Here is a 22,789-nt window from a genome sequence, read left to right as displayed (position 1 = left end):
GGCGGGTAGGTTGCCGCCCATGCGCGTGGAGGTGGTGGCCGTCGGCACCGAGCTGCTGCTCGGCCAGATCGTCGACTCGAACTCGTCCTGGATCGGGGAGCAGCTCGCGCTCGCCGGGCTCGACTCGTACTTCCAGACGAAGGTGGGTGACAACCTCGGGCGCATCGTCGACGTGATCGAGCTGGCCCTGTCGCGCAGCGACGCCGTCATCTGCACCGGCGGCCTCGGCCCGACCCAGGACGACCTGACCCGGGAGGCGATCGCCGCGGTCATGGGCGTCCCGCTCGAGGAGTCCGAGGAGGCCGCCGAGCGCATCATCGCCATGTTCGGCGGGCGGGGGCGGCGCATGCCGATGAACAACCTGCGCCAGGCGATGAAGCCCGTCGGCGCCGAGTTCATTCCGCAGCAGCCGGGCACCGCGCCCGGGCTCGTCTGCCCGGTCACGCGGCCCGACGCGACGACGGGCGAGCCGGTCGAGAAGGTGATCTACGCGGTGCCGGGCGTGCCGTGGGAGATGCAGGAGATGGTGAGCGGGACCGTCCTGCCCGACCTGCAGCGCCGCGCCGGCATCACCTCGGTGATCGCCAGCCGCACGCTCCGGACCTGGGGCGAGTCGGAGTCCGGCCTGGCCGAGATCCTGGCCGACCGGCTCGACGAGCTCGACCGCCTGGCTGAGGCGGGGGAGGAGGGAACGGCCACGATCGCCTTCCTCGCCTCGGGCATGGAGGGCCTCAAGGTCCGCCTGACCGCCAAGGCCCCGACCGAGGCGCTCGTGGCCGAGGTGCTGCGGGCCGAGGAGGCCGTCGTCCGCGGCATCCTCGGCGAGGTCGTGTTCGGCGTCGACGACGACACGATGGAGTCGGTCGTGCTCGACCTCCTGCGCGAGCGCTCGCTGACGCTGGGCGTCGCGGAGTCGCTGACCGGCGGCATGGTCGGCTCGCGGATCTGCGACGTCGCCGGCGCGAGCGACGTGTTCCGCGGTTCGATCGTGTCCTACGCGTCGGACGTGAAGTTCGACCTCCTCGGCGTGCCCGAGGGCCCGGTGGTGACCGAGGAGGCGGCGAGGGCGATGGCGCTCGGCGCCCGCCGGGTGCTCGGCACCGACGTGGGGATCGCGGCGACCGGCGTGGCCGGACCCGACGAGCAGGAGGGCCGACCGGCGGGCACCGTCTGCATGGCGGTCGCGATCGGCGACCCGGGCGATCCGGACAGCGTCCTCGACTCGATCGAGGTGCGGCTGCCGGGCCGGCGGCGGCAGGTGCGGGAGTTCACGGTGATCTCGCTGCTCGGCCTCCTCCGCCGCCACCTCGTCGGGATATAGGGGTGCACAGCGACAAACCTTGTCGCGATCCTGACCCCAGAAATCCCGTCGACCTGGTTTCCGGTCGGAAATGCTTGAGTCGAACACCCGTTCGTAACTACGCTCGTGTTCTGCCGACGGGGAGCGCTGTCAGACCCCCTCGGTACGGTCAGCGCACCAACTGATCGGCGCCGTGCAACGGCCCCCGAACCACCGACCGGCGGCCCCCGCCGAGCACGAAGGGAACAGGAACGTGGAGCGAGAGAAGGCACTCGAGATGGCGCTCAGCCAGATCGAGAAGCAGTACGGCAAGGGCTCGGTCATGAAGATGAGCGACAAGGGCTCCATGGCGGTGGAGTCCGTGCCGACCGGCGCACTGGCGCTCGACATCGCGCTCGGCATCGGCGGCCTGCCCCGCGGCCGCGTGGTGGAGATCTACGGCCCGGAGTCCTCCGGCAAGTCCACGCTCGCCATGCACGTGGTGGCCGAGGCGCAGCGCAACGGCGGCATCTGCGCCTACGTCGACGCCGAGCACGCCATGGACCCGGTGTACGCCGCCAAGATCGGCGTCGACGTCGACGAGCTGCTCATCTCCCAGCCCGACACGGGGGAGCAGGCGCTCGAGATCGCCGACATGCTCGTGCGCTCCGGCGCCATCGACGTGCTGGTCGTCGACTCGGTGGCGGCGCTCACGCCCCGGGCCGAGATCGAGGGCGAGATGGGCGACAGCCACGTCGGCCTGCAGGCCCGGCTCATGTCCCAGGCGCTGCGCAAGCTCACCGCCAACCTCAACAAGACCCAGACCATCTGCGTCTTCATCAACCAGCTGCGGGAGAAGATCGGCGTGATGTTCGGCTCGCCCGAGACCACCCCGGGCGGTCGTGCGCTGAAGTTCTACTCGTCGGTCCGCCTCGACATCCGCCGCATCGAGTCCATCAAGGACGGCGTCGAGGTCGTCGGCAACCGGACCCGGGTGAAGGTGGTCAAGAACAAGGTCGCCCCGCCGTTCAAGCAGGCCGAGTTCGACATCATGTACGGCAAGGGCATCAGCCGCGAGGGATCGCTGCTCGACATCGGCGTCGAGCACGACATCGTGAAGAAGTCGGGCGCCTGGTACACGTACGAGGGCGAGCAGCTCGGCCAGGGTCGGGAGAACGCCAAGGCGTTCCTCACCGACCACCCCGAGGTCATGGTGGAGATCCAGGATCGCGTGCTCCGTGCCGTCGGCATCGGGCAGGGCGAGTCGGAGGAGTCGGTGGACCTCTCCGATGACGTGGTCGATCCCGACGACCTCCCCATCTCCCTGGACTGATCAGCCCGCCACGCCGGTCGCTGGGGCCGGCGTGTGCACTGATCCTCGTTCCGGCTGCGGCCGCACGGTGCCTCGCGCGCCGCGGCCGTCGGCGAGTCCCCAGGACGACGCAACCCGTCGCGCGCCCCCACCCCAGGACGGACCGCGCGACGGGTTCGTCGCGTCCGGGGCCCTGGCCGGCGAGCGGGCCCGGCGATCTCGGGCGCCAGCGACCACCTGCTGGTCCGTCGTGCCCGAGTTCGCACCGATCCGGCCGTTCGTGTGCGAGATCGGACCTCCACGGGCCGATCCCGCACACGTTCAGCCGCGGATCTCGACTTCGGAGCCCTCACCCACGGGCCGTACGCTACCGACGTGACCAAGCGGTACCTCGTGCGCACCTTCGGGTGCCAGATGAACGAGCACGACTCAGAGCGCCTCGCCGGGCTGCTCGAGGCCGACGGCTACGTCCCGGCCGCGGACGTGGACGAGGCCGACGTCGTCGTGCTCAACACGTGCTGCATCCGGGAGAACGCCGACAACAAGCTGTACGGCACGCTCGGCCACCTGAAGTCGGTCAAGGACCGTCGTCCCGACATGGAGATCGTCGTCGCCGGCTGCCTGTCGCAGAAGGACGGCGAGGGCGTCGCGGCGCGGGCGCCGTACGTCGACGTCGTCCTCGGCACCCACAACGTGCACCGCGCCGTCGAGCTCCTTCACGAGCACCAGGCCCACGGCCGCTCGGTCACCGAGATCCTGTCCGAGACGGTCGCCGAGGACCACGAGCTGTTCCCGTCGGCGCTCCCGGTCGTGCGCGAGTCGGGCCACTCGGCCTGGGTCACGATCCAGATCGGCTGCGACAACAGCTGCGCGTTCTGCATCGTCCCGGCCGTCCGGGGCCCCGAGATCAGTCGCCCGTTCGGCGACGTCGTGGCCGAGGTGGAGCGGGCGGCGGCCGACGGCGTCACGCAGGTCACCCTGCTCGGCCAGAACGTGAACTCCTACGGCCGGGACCTCACGCTCCGCCTCCGCGGCGCGACGACCGACGACGCGCCGGATCCGGCCTTCCTGGCCGGCGCGGCGTGGGAGCAGGACCCGGCCCACCGGGCCCGGCCGCTGTTCGCCGACCTCCTCCGCGTCGTCGGCGAGGTGCCCGGCATCCGTCGGGTCCGCTACACGAGCCCCCACCCGAAGGACCTGCGCCCCGAGACGATCACCGCCATGTCCGACGTCGACAGCGTCTGCGAGCACCTCCACCTGCCGCTGCAGTCCGGCAGCGACCGGGTCCTCGCCGCCATGCACCGGGGCTACACCGCCGACCGCTACCTGGAGCGGCTCGCGGCGGCGCGGGCCGGCATCGACGACCTCGCCGTCACCACCGACATCATCGTCGGCTTCCCCGGCGAGACGGACGCCGACTTCGAGGCCACGCTCGAGGTCGCCGCCGAGGCCCGCTACGACAACGCCTTCACGTTCGTCTACTCGTCCCGTCCCGGCACCGAGGCCGCCGACCTGAGCGACCCTGTCCCGCACGAGGTCGCCGTCGAGCGCATGGGCCGCCTCCGCACGGTGGTCGAGCGGACCTCCCGCCTCGGCCACGAGGGCCGGATCGGCCGCATCGAGGAGGTCATGGTCGAGGGCCCGAGCCGGCGCGACCCGGGCCGGCTGAGCGGCCGGACCCGCCACAACCGCCTCGTGCACTTCCCGTCGGACCGGCCGCTGCGTCCCGGCACCTACGCCTCGGTGGAGGTCACCGAGGCCTCCACCACCAACCTCGTCGGCCGGCTCGTCGAGGTGCTCGCCGAGCCGACCCACCGCCGCCGCATCCCGGTGAGCGTGGCGTGAGCGACGGGCGGCCGCGCCCCTCGGGCGATCCGGTCGCCGGCCTCGACGTCGACCGCATCCCGCCCGATCCCGCCGTGCTGATCGGCGCGCTCGGCCGCGCGGCGGCGGCCGTCCACGACGGCCGATCGCCCCTCGGCTCCGACCGAGCGTCGCTGCCCCGGCTCCGGCCCTCCGACGCGGTGTCCGTGGTCGAGGCCGCCGTGGCGGCCGGCTGGCGGGCGCCCGAGGGCTCGCCCTACGCGCCGGTCGAGCCGTCGCGGCTCCTCGCCGTCCTGGGCGACGGCCTCGACCGGGTCACCGAGCGAGCCACCGACGAGGTCCCGACGATCGGCCGGGCGACGTTCGACAACCTGGTCCTGGCCGAACCGGCGGGGGAGCCCTCGCTCGGCGGGTCGGCGAACCTCACCATCCGACGGTCGCCTCGGCGGGTGCCGCCGCCGACCTTCGTCGACGAGGGCGACGCGGCCCTGAGCGACCCCTACCGCGACCTGGCCGTCGCGGCAGCGGACGTCGTGGCGACGTTCGGTCCCGGCGCCGTGCTCGGCCTGACCGCCGCCTACGTCGAGGCCCGTCCGTCCATCGAGCCGCTCGACCCGGTCCGCCTCGACTGGTGGTCGATCGTCGCCGCGGTCACCGGAGGCCGGCGGTGAAGGCCCGCACCGCCACCCGCCCGCCGGGCCGCCACCTGGTGCTCGTCGGTCCGACCGCCTCGGGCAAGTCGGCGGCGGCGGCCGCGCTCGCCCGTCGCCGGAGCGACCGCGGGCAGCCCACCGAGGTCGTGAGCTGCGACTCGATGGCCGTGTACCGCGGCATGGACGTCGGCACCGCCACGCCGACGGTCGAGGAGCGCGCCGGCATCCCGCACCACCTCCTCGACGTGGTCGACCCGACCGAGGAGTTCTCGGTGCAGCGCTTCGTCGAGCTGGCCGACGACGCCCTCGACGACATCGAGTCGCGCCGCGCCTCGGCCGTGCTCGTCGGCGGGACGGGGCTCTACGTCCAGGCGGTGACCGACGGACTCGAGCTGCCCGGGCGCTACCCCGAGGTCCTGGCCGCGCTCGAGCCCCTGACGACCGACGAGCTCACCACCCGCCTCGAGGAGCTCGACCCCGTCGCGGCCGGCCGCGTGCCGCCGGGCAACCGCCGCCGCCTGCTGCGGGCGCTCGAGGTCACGATCGGCTCCGGCCGACCGTTCTCCTCGTCGGGCCCCGGCCTCACCGCCTTCCCGCCGACGCCGTTCGTCCTCACCGGCCTGACGGTGCCACGCGACGTCGTCGCCGGGCGCATCGCCGAGCGGTACGGGCACCAGGTGGCGGACGGCTTCCTGGACGAGGTCGTCGCGCTCGATGCGCTCGGCGACCGACTCTCGCGCACCGCCGCCGAGGCGCTGGGGTACCGCGAGCTGCTGGCGCACCTCCGGGGCGAGATGACCCGGGACGAGGCGCTCGACGTGGCGATCCAGCGCACCCGACGGTTCGCGGTCCGCCAGGAGCGCTGGTTCCGCCGCGATCCCCGCATCGAGTGGTTCGCCGCGGGGCCCACCGACGAGGTGGCCCGGCGGCTCGACGAGCACTGGTCCGCCACGGCCGGACCGGCGGGGATACTCGATCCTGACGGCGCCAATCCCACCACTACCGTGGGTCCATCGTGTTGCGACTGACCAAGTTCCACGGCCTCGGCAACGACTTCCTCGTCGCCCACTGGCTGGACCACGTCGATGCCGCCCGCCCGGCCCTCACCCCGGATCCCGAGGTGGCCCGCGCCCTGTGCGCCCGCCACACCGGCGTCGGGGCGGACGGGTTGATCTACGCGCTCCCTCCCGGGGGAGGAGATGCGGATGTGCACATGGTCCTGCTCAACGCCGACGGCTCGGAAGCCGAGATCTCGGGCAACGGCATCCGCTGCCTCGCCCAGGCGGTCCTCCGACGCGAGGGCCGGGGCGAGGGCGACGTGCTCGTCGAGACCGCCGGGGGCCTGCGCCAGCTCCGCACCGTCAAGGGCGACGTCGACGGCGAGCTGTGGACCCAGGTCGACATGGGCGAGCCCACCGACGGGCCGACCCCGAGCGCGGCCGCACAGGAGTTCCCGGCGCTGCAGCGGGCGACGGTCGACATCGGCAACCCGCACGTGGTGTTCCTCGTCGAGGACCCCGACGCCGTGGACCTGACCGCCGTGGGCCCCGACCTCGAGCGCAGCTTCGCGGCCGGCATCAACGTGCACGTCGTCGCGCCGACGTCCGACGAGGACCTCGAGCTGCGCGTCTGGGAGCGCGGCGTCGGCATCACCCAGGCCTGCGGGTCTGGTGCGGTCGCGGCCACCGTCGCCGCCCACCGCTGGGGATCGGTCGGTCCGCACGTCAACGTCCACATGCCCGGAGGGGTGGCCGTCGTCGACGTCGACGGGCCCCGCGCCCTGCTGACCGGGCCCTCCACGTTCGTCGCCGAGGTGGTGGTCCCGTGACCGGTCATGACGACCTCGAACCCGAGGGCGCCGACCTGGACGGGGCCGACCTCGACGAGGTCGGCGTCGCCGGCACCGGCCTCGACGCGCTCGACCCGGACAGCCTCGATGCGCTGGAGCCGGACAGCCTCGACCTCGACCGCCTGTCGGTCGGGACCCCCGTCGACGACGACACCCACCGGGGCGCCTTCGGCGAGTTCGGCGGCGAGTCCGGCGCGTTCATCGAGCGGACGTTCCGGGAGCGGATCGTCCTCGTCGGCGTGGCGCTCCCCGGCGTCAGCGAGGAGCTCCTCGACGAGTCGCTCGACGAGCTCGAGCTCCTGGTCGACACCGCCGGTGCCGACGTCGTGGCCCGCGTCGTCCAGCGCCGCGGGGCGCCCGACCCCGCCACCTACGTCGGCAGCGGCAAGGCCGAGGAGATCCGCCAGGTCGCCGAGGCGACGGACTGCGACACGGTGGTGTTCGACGACGAGCTGTCGCCCGCGCAGCAGCGGAACCTCGAGAAGCTGCTCGGCCGGACGGCGATCGACCGCACCGCGGTGATCCTCGACATCTTCGGCCAGAACGCCCACAGCCAGGAGGGCAAGGCGCAGGTCCAGCTCGCCATGTTCCGGTACCGGCTGCCCCGGCTCCGGGGCAAGGGCGGGTCGCTGTCGCAGCAGGCCGGTGGCGTCGGCACCCGGCGGGGTCCGGGTGAGACGCAGCTCGAGATCGACCGCCGCCGTATCACGCGCCAGATGCACCGGCTCGAGGCCGAGCTCCGCCAGATCTCCCGCACGCGCGAGACCCAGCGGAAGTCGCGCCGGCGCGCCGGCATCCCCAACGTCGTGATCGTCGGGTACACGAACGCCGGCAAGTCGACGCTGCTCAACCGCCTGACGCAGGCCGGCGTGCTCGTCGAGGACCGGCTGTTCGCGACCCTCGACGCCACGACCCGTCGCCTCCAGCTGCCGGGTGGCGAGTCGGTGCTGCTGACCGACACCGTCGGGTTCGTGCGCAAGCTGCCGCACCAGCTGGTCGAGGCGTTCCGCTCGACCCTCGACGTCGCCAACGAGGCCGACCTGCTGGTGCACGTCGTCGACGGGTCGGCCGCCGACCCCGAGGGCAACATCGACGCCGTCCGGGCCGTCCTACGGGAGATCGCCCCCGACGACCAGGCCGTGCGACCCGAGCTCCTCGTGTTCAACAAGTCCGACCGGGGACCCGGGGCCGAGAAGCTGGTCGAGCACCACCCCGGGTCGGTCGCCATCTCCGCCGTCACCGGCGACGGCGTCGAGGACCTCCTGCTCCGGATCGGCGACCGCCTGCGGGCCCTGCTGCCCGCGGTCGACCTGTTCGTGCCCTACGACCGTGGCGACGTGATCGCCGCGCTGCACCGTGCGGGCGAGGTCGTCACGGAGACCGCCGAGGACGACGGCGTGCGGATCTCGGCCCGCCTGGCCGCCTCGAGCGCCCCGCGGTTCGCGGAGTTCGTGACCGGGGGCGGCCGGTGACCCAGGCGACGGCGGGCTTCGTCCCGCCGCCGTACCCGTACGACCGGCTGCGGGAGGTCGAGGCCCTCGCTGCGGAGCGCTTCGGCGCCGCGGGCGGCGTCGTCGACCTGTCGATCGGCACGCCCCACGACCCGCCGCCCCGCGCCGTGCTGGAGGCGCTCGCCGGGTCGGACACGGAGCGGGGCTACCCGCCGTCGATCGGGACCCCGGCCCTCCGCGACGCGGTGTCGGGCTGGTTCGCCCGGCGCTTCGCCGTCGACGTCGACCCGTCGGCCGTCGGCGCCTGCGTGGGCACGAAGGAGCTGGTGGCCGGCCTGCCGCACTGGCTGCGGCTCCGCGACCCGTCGCGCGACACCGTGCTGTACCCGGCGGTCAGCTACCCGAGCTACGCGATGGGGGCGACGCTGGCCGGCTGCCGGGCGGTCCCGGTGCCGGTCGACGACCGCTGGCGGCTCGACCTCTCCGCCGTCGACCCCGACGACGCCGCCCGGGCCCTCTGCCTGTGGTGCAACACGCCCGGCAACCCCGCCGGAGCGCTCGACGACCTCGACGCCGCCGCCGAGTGGGGCCGGACCAACGGCGTGCTGGTCCTCAGCGACGAGTGCTACGTCGAGTTCACCTGGGCCGGGACCCCGGTGGTCGCCGGCCAGCAGCCGGGCCACACGATCCTCGAGGCGGGCGCGCCGGGCGTCGTCGCGGTCCACTCGCTCTCCAAGCGCTCGAACCTCGCCGGCCTCCGGGTCGGCTTCTACGCCGGCGACGCCGACGTCGTCGGGTACCTCCAGGAGGTCCGCAAGCACGCAGGGCTCATGGTCCCTGGCCCGGCCCAGGCGGCGGGCGTGGCGGCGCTGGCCGACCAGCTCGCCGTCGACGAGCAGCGCCTCCGCTACCGGACGCGCCTCGAGCGGATGGCCGGCATCCTCGCCCGCACGGGCGTCGCCGCGCCCCTGCCCGAGGGCGGGTTCTACCTGTGGGTCCCGGCGCCGGAGGGCGACGCCTGGGGCCTGGCCCGCCGCCTGGCGACCGACCTCGGCGTCGTGGCCAGCCCCGGCGAGTTCTACGGCGACGCCGCAGCGGACCACGTGCGGCTGGCGATGGTGCAGCCCGACGCCGCGCTGGACCTGCTCGAGGCCCGGGTCGGACCGCTGTCGGCCTGAGATCCGCCGGATCGGCTCGCGGAGCCGTGATACTGGAGGGGCGGGCCGCTTCTCGGCCCCCTCGGACCCGGCCCAGGAGATCTCATGGCTGACGGACCCAAGCCCCCCAAGGGGTGGTTGATCGCATCGCTGGTGTGCTTCCTGCTGGCGCTCGGCGGATGTGGCACCGGCATCGCCGGGCTCACCACCGTGGCCGGCACGGTCGACGACATCGCCACCACGACGCCGTTCGGCGAGACCACGTCGTTCACCGCAGCGAGCGACACCGGCGCGCTGGTGCTCCTGACGGACCCGGCGGACTGCACCGGCACCGACGGATCGGGCAGCTCGATCTCGTTCTCGACGCCGAGCGGGAGCTTCACCGCCGACGCGAACGGGCAGAGCTTCACCGAGGCCCAGACGTTCGACACCAAGGACGGCGAGAGCTACGAGCTCAGCTGTGGCAGCAGCGATCGGATCGGCGGCGAGTACACGGTCCTCAAGCTGCCCAGCTTCCCCGGCGGCCTCGCCGGTCTTGCCTTCGCGATCCTGGGCGGCTTCGGGCTCGGCGGCCTGCTCTTCATCGCGGCCATCATCTTCCTGATCGTCGGCCTCGTGCGCCGCTCCGGGTGGAAGAAGCGCAACGCCGGGTTCGCCCCGGTCGGCGGTCCGCCGCCCCCAGGGGGGTTCCCCCCGCCGCCCGGCGGCGCCGTCCCGCCCGCTCCGGGTCAGGCGCCGTACGGCCAGCCCGCTCCGGGTCAGGCGCCGTACGGCCAGCCCGCTCCGGGTCAGGCGCCGTACGGCCAGCCCGCCCCGCCTCCTCCGGCGTCGCCGCCGCCTCCCGCCGGCCCGACCCCGGCGTCGCCGCCGCCCGCCGGCCCCCCGCCGGCGAGCCCGCCGCCGCCCTCCGGTCCCGCCACGCCGCCTCCGCCTCCGCCACCCACCGGCGGCGCCTGACCCGGGCGGGCGCCCCGGCGCCCGCGACGCGGACCGCAACCCCGTTCGCGTCCGGCCGCGGGCGCGTGTAGACACGACGCCGTGACCGACGCGCCCGCCGACCTCCTCGACCGCACCGCGGCGCTCGTCGCGGTGCGCTCGGAGAGCTTCGAGGAGCAGTCGCTCGCCGACCTGGTCGAGCAGGAGCTGCGGTCCCTGCCGCACCTGGTCGTCGACCGCGTCGGCGACAACGTGGTGGCCCGGACCGACCTCGGCCGGCCGCTGCGGGTCGTCCTGGGCGGCCACACCGACACCGTGCCGGCCAACGGCAACGAGGTGCCGCGGCTCGACGGCGACGTCCTGTGGGGACTCGGCGCCGCCGACATGAAGGGCGGCCTGGCGGTGATGTTGGAGCTGGCGCGCCGGCACGAGGACCCGGCGGTCGACGTCACCTACGTCTTCTACGCCCGTGAGGAGGTCGCGGCCTCCGAGTCCGGGCTCCTGGAGCTGGAGCGCGAGCGCCCCGACCTGCTCGTCGGCGACGCCGCGGTGCTCGGCGAGCCCACCGACGGCTCCGTCGAGGCGGGCTGCCAGGGGGTGCTCCGGCTGCGCGTCACGATGGCGGGCGCCCGGGCACACGCGGCACGGGCGTGGATGGGTCGCAACGCCATCCACCGCCTCGGTCGCCTGCTGGCGATCCTCGAGGACTACGAGCCCCGCCAGCCGGTCATCCTCGGCTGCCAGTTCCACGAGGCGCTGCTCGCCACCCACGTCGAGGGCGGCGTCGCCGGCAACGTCGTGCCCGACCGGGCGACGGCCGACGTCGTGCACCGCTTCGCCCCGGACCGCGACCTCGAGCAGGCCGAGGCCCACGTCCGCGAGGTGCTGGCACCCGTCATCGAGGACGGCGACACCATCGAGGTGCTCGACCGCTCACCTGCGGCCTGGCCGGCGCTCGAGCACCCGGTGGTGTCGACGCTCGTCCGCCGCCACGGGCTCGACGTGCGGGCGAAGCTCGGCTGGACCGACGTCGCCCGCTTCACCGAGTGGGGCGTCCCGGCCATCAACCTCGGCCCGGGGCGGGCGACCCTGGCCCACACGGCCGAGGAGCGCGTCGAGCGCGCGAGCCTGGAGCGGACGTGGGCCGTGCTCGACGACCTGCTGGCCCACGGACCCGACCAGACCTAAGACGGCGGCGCCGCCGCATCACCGACCACAGCACCGTGCACGAAGGAGCCAGCACCCAGTGAGCGACCAGCCCCGGCCGACCACCGCCGCCGAGTTCGAGGAGCTCGTGGCCACCGCCCGGCAGCGCCCCGGGTTCGCGGAGCCTGCCGCCTTCGGCATCGGCATCGCCACGATCGCCGACGCCGACGGCTCGGTGCTCGACACGTGGTTCACGTCGCTCAACCTGGGGACGGCCACGGGCTTCGCGGCCGTGGTCGCCGACGCCTGCGGGACCGAGGAGCCGTTCGGCACCGTGGTCCTGTCGCCCGAGCAGATCGCCGAGGTGCTGGCCCGGGCCGAGGTGCACCGCGGCCAGCCGGACGCGCACCCGAACGTCGCCGCGTTCGAGGCGCTCTCCTCGCTCGTCGAGCGCCCGAATGCCCTCCCGGTGCGGAAGGTCCCGGTGCTGACCTCGATCTCGTCGCTCGACGCGCCGCCGCTCGACGCCCACGACGTCTACCTGCGCCTGCACCTGCTGTCGTCGAGGCTCGTCGCCCCGCACGGGCTGAGCCTCGAGGGCCAGTTCGGCCTGCTGTCGAACGTCGTGTGGACCACCCTCGGGCCCTGCGACGTCGCCTCGTTCCCAGCGGCGCAGCGGGCCATCCGCAGCACCGGCGGGGTGATCGGCGTCACGAGCGTGGACAAGTTCCCGCGGATGATCGACTACGTGGTCCCCACGGGCGTCCGAATCGCGGATGCGGAGCGGGTCCGCCTCGGCGCCCACCTCGCCGACGGCACGACGGTGATGCACGAAGGCTTCGTGAACTTCAACGCCGGCACGCTGGGATCGTCGATGGTCGAGGGGCGCATCTCGGCGGGCGTCGTCGTGGGCGCCGACACCGATGTGGGCGGGGGCGCGTCGATCATGGGCACGCTGTCGGGGGGCGGCAAGGAGGTCATCGCGGTGGGGGAGCGGTGCCTCATCGGGGCGAACGCCGGCATCGGCATCTCGCTCGGCGACGGGTGCATCGTCGAGGCCGGCCTCTACGTCACCGCCGGGACCGTGGTGACGCTGCCGGACGGCACCCGGAGCAAGGCCAAGGAGCTGAGCGGCGCACCCGACCTGCTGTTCCGGCGCAACTCGGTGTCGGGGACGGTGGAGGTCCTGCCGCGCGAGGGCACGTGGCAGGAGGGCCTGAACGCCGCCCTGCACGCCAACTGACGCACCGGGGCGCGCTGCCGCACGTGGGCCGCGCCGGCGCCCGGGGGATCAGAGCTTGCGCAGGACCGTGACGACCCGGCCGTAGACCGACACGTCGCCGGCGGGGAACTCCATGGGCTCGAGGCGCTCGTTCGCGGGCAGCAGCGTCACCTTCGACCCGGAGCGGGTGAAGGTCTTGACGGTCGCCTCCTCGCCCGGGATCCCCGCCACCACGACGTCGCCGTTGGCGACACGCTCCTGCACCCGGGCGACGACGAAGTCCCCATCGAGGATGCCGGCGTCGATCATCGAGTCGCCCCGCACGCGGAGCATGAACAGCTCGCCGTCGCCGCAGAAGTCGGCGGGGAGGGGGAGGAGCTCCTCGACCTGCTCCTGGGCCAGCACGCCGGTCCCGGCGGCGACGTCGCCGACGAGCGGGACGTGGCGCGTGGGACGGCGCTCGGCCGTCGTGCCGCTGGCGGTGTCGGCGGTGACCTCGATCGCCCGGGGCTTCGTCGGGTCGCGGCGGAGGTAGCCGAGCTTCTGCAGGGTGTGGAGGTGCGAGTGCACGGTGGACGGCGACGCCAGCCCCACCGCCTCACCGATCTCCCGCACCGACGGCGGGTAGCCGCGCTCGCCGACCGTCCGCTCGATGAAGACCAGGATGTCGTGCTGGCGCTGCGTCAGCTGGGCGCTCGTGCTGGGATCCGTCGCTCCGCTCACCGCTCCTCCTCTGCCCGGGGGCGCTGAGCCCTCGGGTCGTTGCCCTCTCGTCGATCGCCCGCTCCACCGGTCCGCCCGGGTGGGCGGGCTCCTCGCCGAGGTCGGGAGGAGCAGTCGGTCGAACAGGTGTTTGGACCGTACCACGGCTCCCGGCGCAGGTGGTGGAACACGCGTTCCTCGAACGTACGTGCGATCGGGCCTTGACGGCGAACACCCGTTCGGGCACGCTGTGGCGAACGGGTGTTCGCCCGGCCTCCGCAGAGGTCGGCGCCACCCACCGACCAGATCCCGGGCCCACCCGGAGTCGGGCCGCCGTTCCGGCGCCCGGCCCGGGTCACCGGACCAGGCCGGACCAGGACTGTCACACCCCACCGGGAGACTCAGCACATGGCCGCAGTCATCGAACTCCGCACCGGCGAACGGGTCGCCGACGCCCCCCGACGCCCGCAGCTCCGCCTCGTCCAGGGCGGTCGTCCCGCCGGGGCCCCTGCCGGTCCGGCTGCTGGTGCCACCGCCCGGCCGCAGCTGGCGCCGGCGCCCGCCGTGTCGGCCCGGACCTACCTCGTCCGCCGGGCCGCGGTCGTCGTGGTGGCCGCCGTGCTCCTCCTGCTCGCCGTCCAGGTGCTCGCCGGGGCCGGCCGTGCCGTGGCCGGCGCCCTCGACGTCGCACCCGAGGCGTCGGGCCAGGTCCACGTGGTCGCCCCGGGCGAGACCGCCTGGGACCTCGCCGCCCGCTACGCCCCTGGCATCGACCGCCGCGCCGCCGTCGACGACCTGCTCGCCCTGAACGGCCAGGGCCCGCTGCAGGTGGGCCAGGAGCTGCGGCTCCCGGCCTCGTTCGACTGAGCCGATCGCTGGGGAGCGCTCGAAGGTCGTGGGCCGGTGCCGGCACGGGGGCCCGGCTCGCCGCCGGGTAGGGTCGGCGCCGTGCGGTGCCCCAGCTGCGGTGGACTCGAGGACCGGGTGGTCGACTCCCGCGCGGCCGAGGACGGCAGCACGATCCGCCGTCGGCGCCAGTGCGAGCACTGCGCCACGCGGTTCACGACCTTCGAGCGCATCGGCGAGGTCTCGCTGGTCGTCGTCAAGCGCGACGGTCGCCGCGAGCCGTACGAGCGCGCCAAGGTCCGCTCCGGGCTCGATTCCGCGTGCAAGGGCCGTTCGATCGACGCGGCGGTGCTCGACTCGCTCCTGTCGACCGTCGAGGACCGCCTCGCCGTCCGTGGCGGCGAGGTCGAGAGCGCGCAGGTCGGCGCGCTGGTGCTCGAGGAGCTGCGGCACCTCGACGGCGTGGCCGCCGTGCGCTTCGCGTCGGTGTACAAGGGCTTCCAGGGCCCCGAGGACTTCGAGCGCGAGATCCAGCTCCTCGTGGAGCCGCCCGGGCCGCTCCCGTCCTGACCCGTCGCGCCGCCCTGTCGAGCGCTGCGGTCCGGCCTCAGCCGCCCTCGGCGCCGTCGTCGCGGCGCCGGTAGGTCGCCAGCAGCGCGTCGTCCTCGTCGTGCCACAGCCGGTGCAGGCGGCGGTGCCGTTGCAGCGGCGGGCCGTGGCCGAGCATCCCGACGTCCTCGCCGCCGACCATCGACGGCGAGATCGTCACGAAGAGCTCGTCGACGAGATCGGCCCGGTGGAGCTGGCCGAGCAGGCCGGGTCCGCCCTCGCACAGCACCCACCGCGTCCCCATCCCGCGGAGCCGGCCGAGGAGGCCGACGAGGTCGACCCCGCCGTCGGGGGCCCCGCACTCCAGCGGCTCGACGCCGTTCGGCAGCTGCGCGGGGTCGAGCTCCTGCGAGTGGACGACGAGCGGGTCCGTCCCCGGCCCCTCGAGGAACCGCTGGTCCGGCGGGATGTGCCCCGAGCGGCTGACGAGCACCAGCCGGGCCGCCGGCTCCTGCCCGCGCTCGGCCCGGACCGCCGCGGCGGCGGCCACCGCGGTCGGCCGGCGGTAGTTCTCTGCCCGGGCGGTCCCGGCGCCGACGAGCACGACGTCGGCCAGCGCCCGCAGCGAGTGGAACACCGCCTTGTCGCCCGGCGTGCCGAGGCCGCCGGAGCGGCCCTCGACGGCGAACGCGCCGTCGACGCTCTCGACCATGTTGGCCATGACCCAGGGCCGGTCCTCCGGGGCGGGACGGTCGTCGTCGGCCAGGACGGCCAGGGGGTCGTCGACCTCGGTCGCGGTCGGCAGGAGCTGGCGCATGGGACAGACCCTAGAGGCGCCCTTCGACGGCTCGGGAGCCGCCGGACGGGTGGGTCCCCAGCCCCTCGACCGACGACTCGATCCGGCCCGCCTGTGGGAAAATGGGGGAGAAATCCACACCTTGTTCCCCTTTTGACCCACAGGCAGGTCTTCGTAGTGTCCGTCGCTGCGGGCCGTGGCGCGGGCGGCCGGAATGGTGGCTGACGCCCTCCCGATCCGTCGGGTCGGGCGACTCCTGGGGGTCTGGGCCCCGCCGACCTCGCGGTCGGCGGGTGGTCCTGTCCGGCCTCTGCCCGGTCGTCCGCGCTCGACCCCAACGGTTCCCCCGCCACCGACCCGACGGATTGTCACACGGGCCGAGCACCATGGTCGTGACGTCGCCGGAGGTGGTCCACACCACCTCGGGCGCTCCGTCGCCTCCGGGGGCCCGCGCCACCGGTCCCGACCACCCGCCCCCACACCTCGCCGACCAGGAGCAGCTCCGTGAGCCTCACGCCACCCGACACGAACGTCCGACTCGGCCGGCGCTTCTCGACCGCCGGGCGCTCGCCGTACGACGAGGTGGCCTGGGACCGGCGCGACGCCCGCCTGACCGACTTCCGCACGGGCGCGGTCGCGTTCGAGCAGACCGGCGTCGAGTTCCCGTCGTCGTGGTCGGTGACGGCCTCGAACATCGTCACGCAGAAGTACTTCCGGGGGCCGCTGGGGACCGACCGCCGGGAGCGGTCGCTGCGCCAGGTCATCGACCGGGTCGTCGGCCGCATCACCGAGTGGGGCGACCGCGACGGCTACTTCGCCGACCGGGACGAGGCCGACACGTTCGCGGACGAGCTGCGGTGGCTGCTGCTGCACCAACGGGTCTCGTTCAACTCGCCGGTGTGGTTCAACATCGGCACGCCGGGGGCCCGCCAGCAGGCCGCCGCGTGCTTCATCCTCGACGTCGACGACGACCTCGGCTCGATCCTCAACTGGTACGAGGAGGAGGGCGTCATCTTCAAGGGCGGATCCGGGGCAGGCGCCAACCTGTCGAAGATCCGGTCGTCCAAGGAGCTGCTGAGCGGCGGCGGCACGCCGTCGGGCCCGGTCAGCTTCATGCGAGGCGCCGACGCGTCGGCCGGGACGATCAAGAGCGGGGGCACCACCCGGCGCGCCGCCAAGATGGTCATCCTCGACGCCGACCACCCCGACATCGAGGAGTTCATCTGGTGCAAGGCGGTCGAGGAGCGCAAGGCCCGGGTGCTGCGCGACGCCGGGTTCGACATGGACCTCGACGGCGCCGACTCGTTCTCGATCCAGTACCAGAACGCCAACAACTCCGTCCGCCTGACCGACGAGTTCATGCAGGCCGCACTCGATGGACGTGACTGGGAGCTCACCGCCCGCACGACGGGCGATGTCGTGGACCGGGTGCCCGCCCGCCAGATCCTCCGCGAGATCGCCGAGGCGAGCTGGGAGTGCGCCGATCCGGGCGTCCAGTTCGACACGACGATCAACCGCTGGAACACGACGCCGAGCGCCGGCCGCATCGAGGCGAGCAACCCCTGCTCCGAGCACCTCCGGCTCGCCAACAGTGCGTGCAACCTCGCCTCGATCAACCTGCTGTCCTACCTGGCCGAGGACGGCACGTTCGACGCCGAGGGCTTCGAGCACACCGTCCGTGTCGTGGTGACCGCGCAGGACATCCTCGTCGGGGCGTCCGACTACCCGACCGACAAGATCGCGGCCGAGGCCCGGGCCGCCCGCGACATCGGCATCGGCTACACGAACCTCGGCGCCTCGCTGATGGCCCTCGGCCTCCCGTACGACTCCGAGGACGGCCGGGCGTGGGCGGCGACCGTCACCGGCATCCTCACCGGTGCCGCCGCCGTCCGCTCGACCGAGCTCGCCGCCCGCCTCGGGCCGGCGCCGCTGTTCGCCGCCGACGAGGAGGCCTGGACCGGCGTGTACCGGATGCACCTCGACGCCGCTCGCGCCGTCGACGCGGTCGAGGGCCAGCCCGACCTCAACCAGCACCTCGTGCGGCTGTGGGCCGACGCCCTGTCGCGCATCCAGGAATCGGGCGCCCGCAACGCCGAGCTCTCGGTGGCGGCGCCCACCGGCACCATCTCGTTCATGATGGGGGCCGACACGACCGGCATCGAGCCCGATCTCGGCCTGGTCAAGCACAAGAAGCTCGTCGGCGGCGGCTCCCTCGAGATCGTCAACCAGACCGTGCCGCGGGCGCTGCGCCGCCTCGGCTACTCCGACGAGGCCGTCGAGCGGATCGTCGGCTGGATCGCCGAGCACCACACCGCGGTCGGCGCCCCCGACCTCGACGCCGCCCACCTGCCGGTCTTCGCCTGCGCCATGGGCGACAACACGATCTCCTACGGCGGGCACCTCCGGATGATGGCGGCCATCCAGCCGTTCTTCTCCGGTGCCATGTCGAAGACGGTCAACGTGCCCGAGGACACCTCGGTCGCCGACATCGAGCAGCTGCTCGTCGACGCCTGGCGCACGGGCATCAAGTGCGTGGCGCTCTATCGGGACAACTGCAAGGTGGCCCAGCCGCTCAGCACCGGCAAGGGTGCGGCGGCGGCCGGCACGCCCGCCGAGGCGGCGTCGCAGGTGGTCGAGCAGGTGGCCCGTCCGGTGCGCGAGCGGCTGCCCCGGACGCGGACGTCGAAGACGTTCGAGTTCCGCGTGGCCGACTGCAAGGGCTTCGTGACCGTCGGCGAGTACGCCGACGGTCGCCCGGGCGAGCTGTTCATCCGGGTGTCGAAGCAGGGCTCGACGCTGGCCGGGATCATGGACGCCTTCGCCATCTCGGTGAGCCACGGGCTCCAGTACGGCGTGCCGCTGCGGGCGTTCGTCGCGGCGCTCGTGGGCATGCGCTTCGAGCCGGCCGGCATGACCGACGACCCCGAGGTGCGGATCGCCAACAGCCTGGTCGACTACCTGTTCCGCCGACTGGCGCTCGAGTACATCCCGTACGACGAACGGGTGGAGCTCGGCATCCTCGGCACGTCGGAGCGCCTGCAGCCCACGCTGCCGGGCGTGGAGGAGGCGACGACGCCGACCGTCCAGGGCACCGACGCCCCGTCCGACCCGCCGACGCCCTCGTCGGCGCCGTCGCGCCAGCCCGAGCTGCACACCGACCCGATCCGCCCCGCCGCGGAGGCGCCGTTGTGCATGACGTGCGGCGTGCAGATGACCCGCGCCGGGTCGTGCTTCGTGTGCCAGGAGTGCGGGACGACGAGCGGCTGCAGCTGACGCGCGACCGCTGGTCGGGCGCTCGTCGAGGACGGCGCCGCGCCCGACGGCGGCTCAGCTCGACCCGTCAGCCGGCCGACCCGTCAGGCGGCCGACCCGTCAGCCGGCCGACCCGTCAGGCGGCCGACCCGTCAGCTGGACAGCCGGTCAGCCGGACAGCCGCTCCTGCAGGTGGACCGTGACGGTGTCGCCCTCGCCCTTGCCGATCCTCCGGCGCAGCTCCGCCTTCACCGGGAGCTTGTGGGTCCCGTCGCCGAGCGCCATGAACGACGTCTCGAACGGCTCGCCGTCCACGGTCCCGCGGACCTTCACCCGACCGCGGGTGCCGAGCAGGTCGGCCGATCCCGGCATCACGACGTAGGTCCAACCGCCCTTGGCGGTGCTCCGCTGCAGCTCGGTCGTGAACGTGTGGTCGAGCGGCGACATCGGACCTCCTGGTCTGCGGGTCTCCGGAGTCTGCCCGGCCCGACCGCCGGCTCGCCGGGATCGGCCTTGAGGGACGACCCGTCAGCCGAACAGCTCGTCAGCCGCAGAGCTGGGCGAGGGCATCGTGGGCGGCCCGGTCGGACCGGTTCCAGCTCGGCTCGTCGGAGCGGTCCCGGGCGCACAGCCGCGCTGCGAGCTCCCGGGCCTGCTCCCTCGGCAGGGTCGCGGTGGCCGCCACGAGGGTGGGGACAGCGTCGTCGGAGAGCGTCGCGAGGTAGGCGCTGTCGAGCTCGAGCCCACGTTCGGCGCGGTCGAGGTCGTGCTCGGCGATGGTGCGGTCGGGGTCCACGACGTTGATGGCGACCACAGCGACGACCACCGAGGCGCCGATCGCCATGGGCAGCCACTCGCGCGCCGGTCGGGCACCGCCGAACGCCCGGGAGGCCGAGGCGATTCCCAGGAGGACGAACACCGCGCCGAGCCACCAGGCCGCCGCGCTGCTCCACCACCGGAGGGCGGTCAGCCCGAACGCCGCCTCGTACAGGTCGAGCCGCACGATCGCGGCCCGCACGACGACGAGCGTGAGCCCGGCCACGACCGCGCCGAGGACGGCGAGGGAGATGCGGGCCTGCGGCTCGTCGGTGCGGACCAGGCTGCGCAACGACAACAGGGCGACGGCCGTCAGCCCGGCCACCCACAGCAGCTGGAAGAACCCCGACCGGGCGTACTCGGCGTAGGTGAGCCCGGTCGTCTCGACGACGTACCCGGGCCCGCGCCGGGCCACCAGCAGCTGGGTCCAGGCGAACACGCCGTACACGGCGGTCAGCGAGCCGGTGACGACGATGCCCTCGACCGGCCCGATCGGCGGTGTCCGGTCGCTGCGCAGCTGCGGCGGTCGCGACGCCTGCACGAAGCAGCCGGTGGCGAGCCACGCGCCGAGCACCACGACCAGCACGTCGAGCGGCACGCCCGAGACGTCGACGTCGAGGCCGAACATCGAGCCGAACACCGGGTCGGCTGACGCAAGGAGCACGCCGATCACGACGACCAGCGGAACCGCCAGGAGCAGGCCCCGGGCCACCGAGCCGAGCCGTCGCCGGAGCGCAACCGACGACACGGGGACCAGCGACCGGCCCAGACGCACGGCGTCGGGCGCCGCGGTCGCCACCTCGGCGAGCCCGGTCGCGACCCGGCGACCGGTCACGCCGAACCGCGTGTCGAACGGACGGGCGCCCTGCTCGGCAGTGCACGCCAGGACCACGAGGACGGTGATCACGGCGACGTCCAGGGCGATCAGCCACGGGTCGGCCCGCAGCGCCAGGAAGCACGACAGGCCCACGGCGACCAGCAGCAGCAGGCGGCCACCGGTGCGGACCACCCAGCCGACCGTCGCCAGCCCGACGGCGAGCACCGCCACGGCAGCGGCCGCGGCCACCCCGCCGGCGACGGAGCGGATCGCGAGCTCCGCCGCCACTGCGGCGACGAGCACGACGACGGCCACCGCTCGCGCCGACCGCCCGATCGGCGGCCTCGGTGGCGTCGTTGTGGCCGTACCGGGCGGGCCTCCGGCGTCGGATCCGGTGTCCAGGACGGAGGTCACGGCAGCAGCTCCTCGCTCGGCGCGGGCAGTTCGACGTCCACGCGACAGCCGCGCGGCTCGTTGTCGGCGATCTCGATCGTCCCGCCGTGGAGCTCGACGATCTCGGTGACGATCGCCAGGCCGAGCCCTGCGCCCGTCGTGCGGGACCGGGCACCGGGCGAGCGGTAGAAGCGCTCCACGACGAGGTCGCGCTCCGCCTCGGGGATGCCGTCGCCCAGGTCGGTCACGGTGAGCCGCAGGGACCGGTGGTCCGTGCGCGCCGTCACCGTGCACCGTGCGGTCCTGTCGCCGTTCCTGCCGTCGGCGCCGTGGCGGACCGCGTTGTCGGCCAGGTTCTGCACGACCTGGTGGATGCGGGCCCGGTCGCCCACGAACTCGTCGCATCCGCTCACGTCGACGGTCAGTGTCGCGGCGGGGGCGTCGGCGTGGAGCGAACCCGTCGCGTCGCGGACCAGCGCCCCGACGTCGAAGCGCTCGAGGTGCAGCGGCGACGCGCCCGACTCGAGGCGGCTGAGGTCGAGCACGCGGTCGACCAGCTCGCTGAGCCGCTCGATCTCGGCGAGCGAGCGCTCCGCGTGGTCGGCGTCGTTGGGCTCGAGGCCGTCCACGATGTTCTCGAATCGGGCCCGGAGCACGGTGAGCGGTGTGCGCAGCTCGTGCGACACGTTGGCGATGATCGCCCGGCGCCGACGGTCGACCTCCGCCAGCTCGGACCGCATCCGCTCGAACGCCCTCGCGAGGTCACCCACCTCGTCGCGTGACGTGGCGGTGATCGGCTGGCTGAAGTCGCCGGCGGCCATGGCGGTGGCGGCGTCGGCCATCTGGCGCAGGGGTGACGTGATGCCGCGGGAGAACGGGTACACGAGCAAGAGCGACAGGCACACTGCGATCGGAGGCCGGAGCCAGACGGCGATGCCGGTGCGCCACCCGACGCTGCTCACGACGGCGCTGATCGCCACCGCGGCGACGATCACGATCACCAGCTTCAACTTGATCGACCGGACGCTGTCGAGCGGTCTCACAGCGACGCCTCCTCGGCTCGGGGATCGGGTGCGGGTCCGCCGGCCGCGTAGCCGACGGCGTGGACGGTGCGGATCACGTCGTCGCCGAGCTTCCGGCGCAGCGACCGGACGTGGGAGTCGACGGTGCGGGCGCCCGATCCGTCGCGGTAGCCCCACACCGCGCCGAGCAGCTGGTCCCGGGTGCACACCGACCCGTCGGCCTCGAAGAGGTGGAGCAGCAGATCGAACTCGGTCGGGGTCAGGTGCACCGGGTCGCCGTCGAGCAGCGCGAGGCGGGGCCCGGGCCGGAGCTCGACCGGGCCCGAGCGCAGCGAACCCGGACGCAGGTCGTCCCGGGCATCGGTCCGGCGCAGGATCGCGCCCACCCGGGCGACCAGCTCCCGGGGGCTGAACGGCTTGGTCATGTAGTCGTCGGCACCGAGGCGCAGGCCGACCACGAGGTCGGTCTCCTGGTCGAGCGCGGTGAGCATGAGCACGGGCACGTGTCGGTCCCGCTGGATGGTGCGGCACACCTCGAAGCCGTCCATGCCCGGGAGCATCAGGTCGAGCACGACCAGGTCGGGCCCGAGCTCCTCACAGCGGGCCACGCCGCTCGGCCCGTCGTGGGCCAGGGTCACGTCGTAGCCCTCGGCCTCGAGCCGCGCCGCCACCGCCTCGGCGATCGCGACCTCGTCCTCCACCACCAGCACCCGCCTCCTGGCGGGCGGGGTCGCCGCTCCCGGTGCCACCGTTCCTCCCCGAGTCAC

20 protein-coding genes are annotated in these 22,789 nt (G+C 73.9%); 14 read left to right on the top strand and 6 right to left on the bottom strand.

Annotation, left to right across the window (positions count from 1 at the left end; translation table 11 throughout):
• The first annotated feature begins 19 nt into the window (after positions 1-19).
• The 11 genes from LH044_RS04610 to LH044_RS04560 all read left to right on the top strand — a co-directional run bounded on the left by LH044_RS04610 (position 20) and on the right by LH044_RS04560 (position 12,850).
• On the top strand, positions 20-1,321 hold the full coding sequence (locus LH044_RS04610; protein WP_227758626.1) for a CinA family nicotinamide mononucleotide deamidase-related protein: 1,302 nt from the start codon (positions 20-22) through the stop codon (positions 1,319-1,321).
• A gap of 256 nt (positions 1,322-1,577) precedes the next feature.
• Entirely contained in the window at positions 1,578-2,612 is a 1,035-nt protein-coding gene (gene recA / locus LH044_RS04605; protein ID WP_374210592.1) for a recombinase RecA, read from the top strand.
• A 354-nt stretch (positions 2,613-2,966) separates the two neighbouring features.
• Positions 2,967-4,436 (top strand): MiaB/RimO family radical SAM methylthiotransferase, encoded by a 1,470-nt coding sequence (locus LH044_RS04600; protein WP_227758624.1) that lies wholly within the window; start codon positions 2,967-2,969, stop codon positions 4,434-4,436.
• Entirely contained in the window at positions 4,433-5,086 is a 654-nt protein-coding gene (locus tag LH044_RS04595; RefSeq protein WP_227758623.1) for a hypothetical protein, read from the top strand. Before LH044_RS04600 ends, LH044_RS04595 begins: the two co-directional genes overlap by 4 nt.
• Positions 5,083-6,096 carry a tRNA (adenosine(37)-N6)-dimethylallyltransferase MiaA gene (miaA, locus tag LH044_RS04590; RefSeq protein WP_227758622.1) on the top strand — a complete coding sequence of 338 codons (1,014 nt, stop codon included), beginning with the start codon at positions 5,083-5,085 and terminating at the stop codon, positions 6,094-6,096. The genes LH044_RS04595 and miaA overlap by 4 nt, the downstream gene beginning before the upstream one ends.
• Entirely contained in the window at positions 6,084-6,896 is an 813-nt protein-coding gene (dapF, locus tag LH044_RS04585; RefSeq protein ID WP_227758621.1) for a diaminopimelate epimerase, read from the top strand. The genes miaA and dapF overlap by 13 nt, the downstream gene beginning before the upstream one ends.
• The gene (hflX, locus tag LH044_RS04580) at positions 6,893-8,389 is read left to right on the top strand and encodes a GTPase HflX (protein WP_227758620.1); all 1,497 of its coding nucleotides are present in this window, start codon (positions 6,893-6,895) and stop codon (positions 8,387-8,389) included. Before dapF ends, hflX begins: the two co-directional genes overlap by 4 nt.
• Positions 8,386-9,546, top strand: coding sequence for an aminotransferase class I/II-fold pyridoxal phosphate-dependent enzyme (locus LH044_RS04575; RefSeq protein WP_227758619.1), 1,161 nt, complete (start codon positions 8,386-8,388; stop codon positions 9,544-9,546). Before hflX ends, LH044_RS04575 begins: the two co-directional genes overlap by 4 nt.
• A gap of 84 nt (positions 9,547-9,630) precedes the next feature.
• Positions 9,631-10,482: a hypothetical protein gene (locus LH044_RS04570; protein WP_227758618.1), complete on the top strand. Its 852-nt coding sequence runs from the start codon at positions 9,631-9,633 to the stop codon at positions 10,480-10,482.
• Positions 10,483-10,563: 81 nt separating this feature from the next.
• A complete protein-coding gene (gene dapE / locus LH044_RS04565; protein ID WP_227758617.1) occupies positions 10,564-11,649 on the top strand; it encodes a succinyl-diaminopimelate desuccinylase in 1,086 nt (361 codons plus the stop codon).
• Positions 11,650-11,707: 58 nt separating this feature from the next.
• Positions 11,708-12,850, top strand: coding sequence for a tetrahydrodipicolinate N-succinyltransferase N-terminal domain-containing protein (locus LH044_RS04560; RefSeq protein ID WP_227758616.1), 1,143 nt, complete (start codon positions 11,708-11,710; stop codon positions 12,848-12,850).
• A 48-nt stretch (positions 12,851-12,898) separates the two neighbouring features.
• Here the strand turns inward: LH044_RS04560 and lexA are convergent, their stop codons facing one another.
• Positions 12,899-13,552: a transcriptional repressor LexA gene (lexA, locus tag LH044_RS04555; RefSeq protein WP_227758615.1), complete on the bottom strand. Its 654-nt coding sequence runs from the start codon at positions 13,550-13,552 to the stop codon at positions 12,899-12,901.
• A gap of 387 nt (positions 13,553-13,939) precedes the next feature.
• Between lexA and LH044_RS04550 the strand changes: the two genes are divergently transcribed.
• A complete protein-coding gene (locus LH044_RS04550; RefSeq protein ID WP_227758614.1) occupies positions 13,940-14,398 on the top strand; it encodes a LysM peptidoglycan-binding domain-containing protein in 459 nt (152 codons plus the stop codon).
• A gap of 81 nt (positions 14,399-14,479) precedes the next feature.
• Entirely contained in the window at positions 14,480-14,947 is a 468-nt protein-coding gene (gene nrdR, locus LH044_RS04545; RefSeq protein ID WP_227758613.1) for a transcriptional regulator NrdR, read from the top strand.
• 37 nt (positions 14,948-14,984) lie between these two features.
• Here nrdR and LH044_RS04540 read toward each other — a convergent pair whose 3' ends face one another.
• On the bottom strand, positions 14,985-15,743 hold the full coding sequence (locus tag LH044_RS04540) for a dihydrofolate reductase family protein (protein WP_227758612.1): 759 nt from the start codon (positions 15,741-15,743) through the stop codon (positions 14,985-14,987).
• Positions 15,744-16,226: 483 nt separating this feature from the next.
• On the opposite strand from LH044_RS04540, the gene LH044_RS04535 reads away from it, so the two are divergent.
• Positions 16,227-18,995, top strand: coding sequence for a vitamin B12-dependent ribonucleotide reductase (locus LH044_RS04535; RefSeq protein ID WP_227758611.1), 2,769 nt, complete (start codon positions 16,227-16,229; stop codon positions 18,993-18,995).
• 147 nt (positions 18,996-19,142) lie between these two features.
• On the opposite strand, the gene LH044_RS04530 is transcribed toward LH044_RS04535, so the two are convergent.
• From LH044_RS04530 to LH044_RS04515, 4 genes are all read right to left on the bottom strand, one after another.
• On the bottom strand, positions 19,143-19,421 hold the full coding sequence (locus tag LH044_RS04530; RefSeq protein WP_227758610.1) for a DUF1905 domain-containing protein: 279 nt from the start codon (positions 19,419-19,421) through the stop codon (positions 19,143-19,145).
• 97 nt (positions 19,422-19,518) lie between these two features.
• Positions 19,519-20,922, bottom strand: coding sequence for a DUF4153 domain-containing protein (locus tag LH044_RS04525; RefSeq protein WP_227758609.1), 1,404 nt, complete (start codon positions 20,920-20,922; stop codon positions 19,519-19,521).
• Positions 20,923-21,017: 95 nt separating this feature from the next.
• Positions 21,018-22,043 carry a sensor histidine kinase gene (locus LH044_RS04520; RefSeq protein WP_227758608.1) on the bottom strand — a complete coding sequence of 342 codons (1,026 nt, stop codon included), beginning with the start codon at positions 22,041-22,043 and terminating at the stop codon, positions 21,018-21,020.
• Positions 22,040-22,732 carry a response regulator transcription factor gene (locus LH044_RS04515; RefSeq protein WP_227758607.1) on the bottom strand — a complete coding sequence of 231 codons (693 nt, stop codon included), beginning with the start codon at positions 22,730-22,732 and terminating at the stop codon, positions 22,040-22,042. Before LH044_RS04515 ends, LH044_RS04520 begins: the two co-directional genes overlap by 4 nt.
• Between the last annotated feature and the right edge of the window lie 57 nt (positions 22,733-22,789).

This window comes from Dermatobacter hominis (assembly GCF_020715685.1).
In the GTDB taxonomy this organism is placed as follows: domain Bacteria; phylum Actinomycetota; class Acidimicrobiia; order Acidimicrobiales; family Microtrichaceae; genus Dermatobacter; species Dermatobacter hominis.
This window is presented reverse-complemented; position numbering and strand designations above follow the sequence as displayed.